Source organism: Pontibacillus halophilus JSM 076056 = DSM 19796, assembly GCF_000425205.1.
Lineage (GTDB): Bacteria > Bacillota > Bacilli > Bacillales > BH030062 > Pontibacillus_A > Pontibacillus_A halophilus.
In genome coordinates, this window is the sequence record NZ_AULI01000015.1 from 69,514 (window position 1) to 79,081 (window position 9,568).

Below are 9,568 nucleotides of genomic sequence, written 5' to 3' on the forward strand. Positions count from 1 at the left end.
CCTATGAAAACATTAGAAGATAGTATCGAAAGAATCGAAAACGCCGTACAACACGACAAAGCGTATGATCCGACAGAGTGGATGAATGAACAACTCAATGAGCAAGGTCTACGAGCAGAAACCGTCACTACATTTGAGCGCAAAAAGTCCTTTCAGCACCTTTGTGAGATGATACGAAGCAATATTGGACCAACCTACCTCGATGAAGATGAATCTAGTCTGAACGCTTCTAATGAACAGAGAAAGAAAGACGAAGAATGGGTGGACCTTCAATATAAAGCTGTGATTGGTGATGAACAGGCTATGGGGTACTTCATTTCGAAGATTAACGAAGAACTTCGCAAGCACAACGTTACCTCTAAGAACTATCCAGACTTCTACGATTCATTGGCAGAAGCCATTTTCCACGAAGTGTGGGGAGTGAGTATCCTAAGGAAATGGGACAAGTACCCCAATTCCGAAGCAGCGATTATTAGAGGAACAGAGTTATGGATTGACATTAACGGTCAGCCCGTAAAGCAGGAAGAGGAATTTGCAGACATAGATACGGTTCATCGTGTAAGACGTACTTTCACGAACCGCTCAGCAGACTCCATCATTAATGAACAAAATCCAGAGTTAGAAATTGAACGTGAAGATGGTAGTCGTATCACGATGATTCAAAAGCCACGTTCTAAAGAAAACTACATTATGTTCCGACGCTTTATCGTTAAAGACATTAGCCTGGAAGAGCAAGCCCGCTTAAATACCATCAAGCAAGAAGATGTACGAATCTTCAAAGCTTTGTCTCTAACGATGCCAAACACAGTGTTTGCTGGACGTGTTCGTTCCGCTAAGTCTACTTTTATGAAGTCGTTTTTGAAGGAAAGAAGTGAAAATCTCGTTATCGCTTCGATTGAGAAGCACTTTGAACTAGGATTGTCCGAGCAACTTAAAGGGCGATTGGTGTTTGAAACTCAAGCTAAAGAAGGCGATTTACACCAAGCCATTCCAAGTTTGTTGAGAATGGAGCATGACTACATAGTGGTTGGTGAAATAAGGTCACTCGAAACGGAAGGGTACTTGCAAGCTTGTGAACGTGGAGAACGTGGTGCTGCAACTACATATCACGTGACTGTAACTGAAAACGTTGTACCTCAGATAACAAGGCATATACTCGATGAATTTCCAAACCGGAACTTTGAAAACGAGCTGACTCGAGTCGCTAGCAATATCGACATTGTCATCACCATGAGTACAGATAGAGACCGTACGGTTAAGCGTTGTATTGGAGTTACTGAAATCATTTGGGATGAAGAAACCAAAACGCACAGTACTCAGGATCTCATCCGATATAGTAGCGTGACGGGTAAATACTATTACTCTTCTAACATCAGCAAGAAACTACTATATCTTATGGCTTCAGAGAACATCGAGGAAACTAGGACTCTTGTACGTTTACTTCGGGAACGTGAAGCGGAGTCACCGCTGTCTGACTACCACTTAATCTCTGAAAACATCTTAGAGGACTTGTTAGGGGAGGAAGCGGATGGATAAAGTGTTGCATTGGTTTTGGTCGGATGGACTCTTTTTCATCATGTATGCGTTGGTTGCAGTCGTAGCGATTTATACCGCTAAGACAATCATGGATGCACCAGTAAAGGAAAAGTACAACCAGTACCGCTACCGCTTCCGCTTGAGAAAGAACAGAGCTGAAATTGCAAAAGAACAGTATGAATACACACACCCTTTCTTGAAACACCTGTACTTGCTTATTAACACCACAAGCAAGTCAAGCAATGAACAAAGTGTACTTTCATTTCTAGTCATAACCTCCATGTTATTTATTAGTTCTGGAGCTTTTATGTTTTTCAAGTATCAAGATCCTGTTCTTAGTTTTATCGTTGGAGCGCTGACCGCTTCAATCCCATATATGTTCATGCAGTTAAGGTTGCGTAAGCTTCGCTACACGATGGGGCAAGAGTTCCTCTCTATCATTCAGCAGCTTACACAGAACTACAACGCTAATCAATTCGATATGTACCAAACTTTAGTGGTTACGCAAGCGGAAGTTAAAAACAAACAGTTACGAGAGGTTATGTTGAAGCTAATATCAGACCTTCACGTTTCTAAAAACGAAGATGAATTGAAATTGGCTATTCAAGTCTTTGTCTATACGTCAGGTACAAGTTGGGCGAAGAGGTTGGGTAACATCATCATCAAAGGTTATCTACAAGATGAAAACGTGTTGAATACACTACTTATCTTGTCTAAGCAAATGGAACAGACAGAAGAGATGTTGGAGGAAGAGAAATCACACACAGTCGATGTTTCGTTAAATGGTTATTTGACCATCCCGGTCTTTCTTATCTCCCTGGTCCTTTCTTATAACGTGACGAGGAATCAAGACTGGATTGTCCTCCAATTTCAAAATCAGTGGGCCCTATTATTGTTTATCATCTCAGTTATCGGGAGTATATTCTCAGTCTTCATCGCTATGCTGATTAAGCAGCCAAAGAACGATATATAAGGAGTTGGAGTTATGGAGTACGTTCATTTATACAAGATACTTACGTATGTAGCGTATGGAGTTGGCATTCTGTTAGCAATAACTTCAGCTTCCCTTATATATAGCGGGATGTCCTCTCAAACAGAAAGAATACAAAACAGGCTAAGATTACGACACTCAATTATGAACAATAAATTGAAGGTCACGGACACAATGAAGCAATCAAAGGCAGAGAGTTGGCTGAAAGCAGCGGGATACCCTTTAATGCTGAACGGTGCACGTTACCATGTCATTTACTTTATTGTCTCATTCTTGCTCATCGTCAATTACATTCTAGCTCCTATTCTGACCAGATCGGACTTAGGCATTATAACCATTGCACTTGTAGCGGGAGCAATACTATTCCTGCTACCCAGCTTTCAGTGGTCAGCTTTTGTCTACGTCATGAAAAGAATAGTTGATTATAGAGAAGCCAAGAGAAATGCTGAAGTATTCATGCTCTACGACTTAGTAATTAACGAGCTAGAGATGATGAGTTCATCAAGAACCAACACGTTTAACTTACTAAAGAAGCTAATGCCTTATTTCGACGTAATCAATGACTCTTTTGCAAAGCTGCTCACAACATGGAACAACGATAAAGGGCCAAAGATTGCTTTAGAAGAGTTTGGAGAGGACATTGGCACCAAAGAAGCCAAATCTCTTGCTAGTGTACTCAAGACACTAGATGAGGTTGATAAAGAAACTGCAATCCAAAACTTGAATGACATTAATAACATGTTTGCTCGGTCTCAGATAGAAAACTATCGAAGACGAAAGAAGGTCACGTTAGACCTGGCATCTATACCGATAAAAGCAACGCATTTTGTTGTCATCCTTAACTTCATTGTAGTCATCATTGTTATGGTCGGTATTCTAATGGAAGCTAACCGTAGTTAAATAGAACATTCAATCTTGCTTTAAGGGGGGTGGTTTTATCAACGTAACTTTAAGTACCTTTATGAAAATTGCGATTACGGCGGTTGTGATAGGGGTTCTTATATACGGAGCATTATATGCCACTGCATCAGATGTAACTCAAGATGTAAATCAATACATTGAAAGCAATTAACAAAGAGGTAATGGAATGAATAAAACACTATCCACGTTTATGTCCATAGCCGCTGTCGTACTCATTTTAAGTAGTTTGTTGATAGGGGTTGTATACACCTCTTTAAGTGATAAGGACGTAGAACATCGAGAGAACTTAAAGGACGAGTACAACCTTCAAGTAAAGTAGGTGAATTGGCATGAATGAATCTTTAAGTACATTTTTGAAGCTTTCTATCACAGCAACCACAATAGGGTTATTACTCTTCGGTGTTGCATACACGATGTTGAATAATGAAGCTAGTGAATACGATCAAGCAATGAAAAGTCACCAAGTAGACTTGCCATAACGAGTTTCTGCCACCACTTAAATTCAAAATAAATTTAACTAACCCAGGAGGTTTTTTTACCATGAATCAAAGTTTATCCACGTTCTTAAAAATCGCAGTTACTACACTAACTATCGGACTTCTTCTATTTGGAGTAGGTTACTCCATGACAGATAAAGAAGCAGGCGAATATGAAGCTCAAATTGACTCTGTTACAGATGACCTACCGGATAGCGCAACAACAACTCCATAACTAATCATTCTGTATGGGGGGGGTAGGCTCTTTACTACTCACCCTTTTTACATAAAAGGAGGTTTCTGAATGGCAAAGACCTTAGCAATGTGGATGACCATCATGATCTCATTGAATATCATGTTTGCCCCAATACTCTACAGTGTAGAAAGTCTGCAACGCCAAGCGCTACACACCGTGCTGCAAGAAGGAGCTAAAAAAGCTTCTATTGAAGGGCGTTTTACCAATGAAATCATTACTGAAATGAAGAATAACCTTGTTGAAGACTACAATTTTGATGAAGACGACATTGTTATAGAAGCTACTCAAACGTTAACAACACGTGAGAACTTTATTGAAGCAAATATTGAAGTGCCGAGGGGTATGGTCTTTATCTTTAACATATTCGACCAAGGGCCAGACAAAATCACAGATGATGTTCGGATAATGAGTGAGTATTAACCGTAATTGCTAAGAGGGGAGAGTAAATATGTCTCAAGCTGTAAAGGTCATGTTCCTTATGTTGTTATTTGCTGGGACGATGGCTCTCAATACGAATCTAGACACCGACATAAACACCATGAGAGATACAAAAGATGCGTTAGAACTAGCAGTACACGATGCAGCGCTTGCCCTTGATCAAGCACAATTAGCTCAGGGGCAGATTGTGTTTGATCAAGAACGAGCATTAAATAACTTCCAACAAAGTCTCGAGTACAACCTAGATTTAGATTCGAGGTATGGCTATCTATATGAACCAACCGCCGATTCCTTCTATCAGCACGACTTCACCCTAGATCACTTTGAGGTTATCGACCATAGCACTTCTTCGTTCCCATTTAACTATTCCAACCCTAAATACGACATTGTTGAATACATAGATGGACCGAGTATTGTCGCGGTAATCTCTACAAAAAGCCCAAGATATTTTGCGGGAGAAGGGATCTATACACGTAGAGCAGTTGTTTATGAGTACAACAATTAAAAAATTCTCTATTATTTTGCTCCAAATTTAAAAATGCATTGTACCTCTATCCATAGTTAGTGCTAAAATATAACTGTAAGAATTTCTCTTTCATTTATTTGGCAATCCTATTGGATTAGCGGATATCTATAAATCAATGCGTTCTTTTGGGGCGTGATTATGTTCACACTTGTGGTGTGTCTACTAATCAAACCTCTAAAGAACGCTTTTTTTATGCCGAAAAAAGGAGAGATTCACAAATTTAGAGGAGGTTGGAAATCATGTTGAAACATATCAACGATGTATTACTTAAAAGAAAGAGCCGATTCACAATGATTGCTTCTATAATAGCTACAACGAGCCTTGTATTAGCTGCTTGTGGAGGCTCTGACGAGGATGTTAGGAAAGATGGAAGCAAGAAGGCATCAGACGCTGCAAAGATCAGCAGAATTGATGAGAGTTTCTCTAAGGATATAGAGGATATTAAGCTTTTCGCTTCTACAGAAGGTAATGAAAATATGGAAGAAGCAGAGAAGGAAGAAAAGAACGAAGAAGAACAAGGTAAAGCTAACGAAGAGCAAGAGGATGAGAAGACAGACAAGGATAGCACAGATGAATCAAGTAATAATGCTGTGACTACGGCTAGTGCCGCATCTACAACTAGTAAGGCTACTACTTCGAGTTCGAGTAGCTCCAAGTCGACTTCTAGCGAACCAACGACTTCATCAACTAGTAGCTCTTCCGGTAGCAGCAAAACTTCAACGAGTTCTTCTAGCAATAATACCAGTACCGCTACGACGTCTTCATCTACACAGAAGACAACTAGTTCTACAAGCAATCAAACTGTTCAGCAGTCTGAACCAGAGCCAAAGCCAAAACCAGAACCAAAGCCGGAGCCTAAGCCAGAGCCAAAACCAGAACCAAAACCAGAACCGAAGCCAGAGCCTGAACCAGAACCAGAGCAAAATAGTACTGTAAATGCCGTTCAGAGCGCTCTCCCGAGTGGATATAGAGCTTCTGGAGTAAAAGGTGCATATGTGGTTAGTAAAGGGGGGGCTAGAGTGGCTAGTGTTTCTCATAGTTCTCTATTGATAAGTCAAGTTTCTAGTTCCAATATTGGTGCGGGAATTAGGGCAGCGAGTGTTTTAGGTGGTAATTCTTCAAAGATACAGCAAGCAATAAACGAAGTACAAAGCAGTGGTTATTACCAAAGCGGTGGCTTGAATGCTGGTATGAAAGGTAATGAAATCTACGTTTTTTGGTAAGTAAAAAATTGAAAAAAATGAAATTATTATAGGGTGAATTCTTGTGAGTTTCACCCTATAAACTAGATTAAATATTAGTTTTTAATAGAAGACTCAATAGTTGAGTTAGGTTGAGATTTCTATTAAGTACTAATCACAAAAGCGGGTGATATTATGGATAAGAAGAAACTGCTCTTAGCACTAACATTCATAAGTGTTCTAAATATGAGTGTAAGTAATCTTACTCCGAATAAGGAGGGAACTATAAGCGCGAAAGAAACAAAAACCGTCACAATTTATAAAAAAGTAGACACCATTAACTGGAACTCTTCACCTAGTGAGGTGAAATTTTTCGACTATCCTCAATCAGCCTTCGGTAATTACGACGACGAGATTGAATATGAAAGTGATGGTTTTACGGGGACTTTACTTGCAGATGGCATGAAAGTTGAACCTAACAACACTCAGTATAAATGGAAAAAGAATAGAACGAAAACGATTACTGAATACCAAACGAGCGACTGGGTCTATAGGGATTCACAACTATCTTTTCCCAATTCAGTCGGAGGGACCTATTACGATAATAAATCAGGTAAGAACGTAGATTATGTTCTGATGAAAAAAGGTGGTACTTATCAGGTAAATAATGAGATTCGTTGGACACAGTATATATCTAGAGGGAGAGCGGAGAACTACGACAAAAATTACAACAACTATTTAGGATACATGAGTAATAACGCTTATGGGTATTACAAGGGTTCTTGGTATGATCCTCGACCTGCAAAGCCTGATCAATTTTATGGGGAACCATTTATTTTGGGTTTGCGTGATTGGAATTTAGTGGATTGGCAATGGGATGAAGGGATCGTTCGAAACGCAGATACTTGGGCTTCCTACGGAAACGGTAACGATTTGGTTTATACAAGTGGAAGTTACTGGTGGAAATCTGAAAAAGGTGTTCTTAATAAATATCGTAGAGGTGTTGAATTAACATATAATGTGAAAATAAACATGTGGAAGTATCGCCAGAAATATGAGCGTACGATTAACCTTCCTGACTACGTAGATTATACCTACTCAGATAACTGGGATGTTTACGTTAAATACACAGGTACCGTCACAAAACCAAACCTCTCCGGTGGAGAAACTCTTGTTATGGACAATGACTGGAATGAGAAGAATGTCTTTGAATATGGAGAGCGGATAATTGTCCAAGCCTATATGCACGCAGATGCTCCTATTAACCAAAACATCAACCACACACATATATTAAATGGACGTTGGCAAGGGAAAATAAGGTCCGTAGATTATCCTATGGCAGCTCACAGGTGGATTACTAAAGGATATGAGAACCTTCCTCCTGGTGATTACGAAGTACAGGCCTATGGAGACTACTACAATAAGTTTGATGAATCTAACGAGTACGATAACCTGTCGGACCTTGTAACATTCACAGTTAAGAAACCAAACTTATACGGCGAAGAGACACTTGCGTTTGACGAAAGTGGTAATGAGAAGTACGTCTTTGATTATGGTGAAGATGTAATCGTAAAGGCTAAGTTTTCATCTGATACACCTATCCATCAAGATATTAATTTTACTCACTCTAAGGGGGTAAAGTGGCAAGGTAAGCTTGAGAGTTCTGGTTACGATAAACCAGGTAGCAAGTGGATTACGAAAACTTATTCAAACCTATCATCTGGTACCCACGTTATTAAAGGGATAGGGGATTACTACAACAAACTCCCTGAATCGAGCGAATACGATAACTTCTCGGATGAAGCGACTATCACGATTAGACCGAGTATCCCGACAGCTGACTTCGTACCAGATCCGAACCCTACTGACCGTTTGACTGAAGTGGACATTACGGACAAGTCGAGTGATCCAGAAGGACATGCGCTAACGCATACGTACCATTATCGTAAGCTAGGTACTTCTACTTGGAAATTCATGAGCAATGACGCTAATCCTTCTCATACTTTTGATGAAATAGGTGAATATGAAGTTAAATTAGACGTTGTTGATACACAAAATGCCACAGATTCAGTAATTAAAACAGTAATAGTAAACAACATCCCTCCGGAAGCGAATTTTGATATTAATCCGAATCCGACGGACAGAATAACCGAAACATCTATAACGAATAAAGCTACAGATTCAGAAGATGATGATTTAGAGTACAAATACCTCTATCGTTTAAAAGGGACCTCGAGCTGGACTGAAATGAGCACCGCTTCCGAGCCTAATCATACATTTGATGAATTAGGTGTCTACGAAGTTAAACAGGTTGTAACCGACGTTTATAATGACAGCGATTCTATTGTTAAAGAAGTTGTTGTAGAGAACATCGAGCCAGAAATCACTATGGAATACAATCCCGATGATGTTTATGAGGGAGACGATGTTAAGGTCTGCGTGGTGCCAACTGATGATGATGGCGACCCATTAGACGTTGAAATTACGTTAAGTGAAAATGGTTCTACGCATAATGTAATTCATGCAGCAAAGGATATAACGAGTGGAACAGAAATTTGTACAACCATTCCTTCGATTGATGAAGGATCCTATGAAGTCACAGGTACAGTAGATGACGGTAACGATGAGGAAACTGTCACTCTAACGTTTGAAGCTGAACAATTGACGTTGAAAGGATACGTCAAGCACACTCAAAAATGGCAAGAAAAGCACGATGAAAAAGGGAACTTGCCGGACCAGTACTACTCAGGTGAAGGTTTCGTATTAGAAGCGGATACATCTGAATATCCAGTAGACTATGTTACTTCAGAATTTAGCGGTTATCAGTTAAATGGTAACTTACACAAACAAAAAGAATACTTGTCTTCCACCTTATTAGGTTTTCACGAAGGGTTACTCTTCAATCCTAAATTCCAGAACGGAAATACAGTGTTAAAGAATGGCCAAGTACAATTTGATTTTGAAGTTAGATATACGAATGGAACTATTAAACAAGACACAGTGAATGTAGATATCATCGGAGATGTATTCGATGTTTTCCAAATGAGAAAGAAATATTAATTATTAAACCAGATACTTAGCGTATCTGGTTTTTTACTTTTGAAAGGTATTACATAAAACAAAAATACTTTATTGTTAATTCGTCATTTTTCGACAACCATATTTTGAAAAGAGTAATATAATACTATTTAATATGTTAAATTAATTAATGTATTGGTTTTTTGATTATTTTACATTAATATT

Annotated in this window: 10 protein-coding genes; all 10 read left to right on the top strand. The window is 39.2% G+C overall.

The genetic code is table 11. The annotated features are described in order from the left end of the window. Positions 1 to 3 precede the first annotated feature (3 nt). On the top strand, positions 4 to 1,536 hold the full coding sequence (locus H513_RS0114305) for an ATPase, T2SS/T4P/T4SS family (RefSeq protein WP_036803209.1): 1,533 nt from the start codon (positions 4 to 6) through the stop codon (positions 1,534 to 1,536). After that, positions 1,529 to 2,509: a hypothetical protein gene (locus H513_RS0114310; protein ID WP_026801338.1), complete on the top strand. Its 981-nt coding sequence runs from the start codon at positions 1,529 to 1,531 to the stop codon at positions 2,507 to 2,509. Before H513_RS0114305 ends, H513_RS0114310 begins: the two co-directional genes overlap by 8 nt. A gap of 162 nt (positions 2,510 to 2,671) precedes the next feature. Beyond that, positions 2,672 to 3,427 (top strand): hypothetical protein, encoded by a 756-nt coding sequence (locus tag H513_RS0114315; protein WP_161625312.1) that lies wholly within the window; start codon positions 2,672 to 2,674, stop codon positions 3,425 to 3,427. Between the two features lie 187 nt (positions 3,428 to 3,614). Continuing rightward, a complete protein-coding gene (locus H513_RS21695) occupies positions 3,615 to 3,767 on the top strand; it encodes a hypothetical protein (RefSeq protein WP_154655262.1) in 153 nt (50 codons plus the stop codon). 10 nt (positions 3,768 to 3,777) lie between these two features. Continuing rightward, complete coding sequence (locus H513_RS21815; protein ID WP_161625313.1) at positions 3,778 to 3,927, top strand: hypothetical protein; 150 nt, start codon at positions 3,778 to 3,780, stop codon at positions 3,925 to 3,927. Between the two features lie 61 nt (positions 3,928 to 3,988). Then, the gene (locus H513_RS21925; protein ID WP_169449939.1) at positions 3,989 to 4,159 is read left to right on the top strand and encodes a hypothetical protein; all 171 of its coding nucleotides are present in this window, start codon (positions 3,989 to 3,991) and stop codon (positions 4,157 to 4,159) included. A 69-nt stretch (positions 4,160 to 4,228) separates the two neighbouring features. Further along, positions 4,229 to 4,600 carry a hypothetical protein gene (locus tag H513_RS0114340; protein ID WP_026801340.1) on the top strand — a complete coding sequence of 124 codons (372 nt, stop codon included), beginning with the start codon at positions 4,229 to 4,231 and terminating at the stop codon, positions 4,598 to 4,600. Between the two features lie 28 nt (positions 4,601 to 4,628). Then, a complete protein-coding gene (locus H513_RS0114345; RefSeq protein WP_026801341.1) occupies positions 4,629 to 5,123 on the top strand; it encodes a hypothetical protein in 495 nt (164 codons plus the stop codon). Between the two features lie 260 nt (positions 5,124 to 5,383). Continuing rightward, positions 5,384 to 6,367, top strand: a complete 984-nt coding sequence (locus H513_RS20370) for a hypothetical protein (protein WP_036803212.1) — start codon at positions 5,384 to 5,386, stop codon at positions 6,365 to 6,367. Between the two features lie 153 nt (positions 6,368 to 6,520). After that, positions 6,521 to 9,385, top strand: coding sequence for a hypothetical protein (locus tag H513_RS0114355; protein ID WP_026801342.1), 2,865 nt, complete (start codon positions 6,521 to 6,523; stop codon positions 9,383 to 9,385). The last annotated feature ends 183 nt before the right edge of the window (positions 9,386 to 9,568 follow it).

Coding starts and splice junctions, on each gene's coding strand:
- H513_RS0114345 (WP_026801341.1), top strand. CDS start 4,629: ATGTCTCAAGCTGTAAAGGTCATGTTCCTTATGTTGTTATTTGCTGGG.
- H513_RS0114315 (WP_161625312.1), top strand. CDS start 2,672: ATGAACAATAAATTGAAGGTCACGGACACAATGAAGCAATCAAAGGCA.
- H513_RS0114305 (WP_036803209.1), top strand. CDS start 4: ATGAAAACATTAGAAGATAGTATCGAAAGAATCGAAAACGCCGTACAA.
- H513_RS0114340 (WP_026801340.1), top strand. CDS start 4,229: ATGGCAAAGACCTTAGCAATGTGGATGACCATCATGATCTCATTGAAT.
- H513_RS0114310 (WP_026801338.1), top strand. CDS start 1,529: ATGGATAAAGTGTTGCATTGGTTTTGGTCGGATGGACTCTTTTTCATC.
- H513_RS20370 (WP_036803212.1), top strand. CDS start 5,384: ATGTTGAAACATATCAACGATGTATTACTTAAAAGAAAGAGCCGATTC.
- H513_RS21695 (WP_154655262.1), top strand. CDS start 3,615: ATGAATAAAACACTATCCACGTTTATGTCCATAGCCGCTGTCGTACTC.
- H513_RS21815 (WP_161625313.1), top strand. CDS start 3,778: ATGAATGAATCTTTAAGTACATTTTTGAAGCTTTCTATCACAGCAACC.
- H513_RS0114355 (WP_026801342.1), top strand. CDS start 6,521: ATGGATAAGAAGAAACTGCTCTTAGCACTAACATTCATAAGTGTTCTA.
- H513_RS21925 (WP_169449939.1), top strand. CDS start 3,989: ATGAATCAAAGTTTATCCACGTTCTTAAAAATCGCAGTTACTACACTA.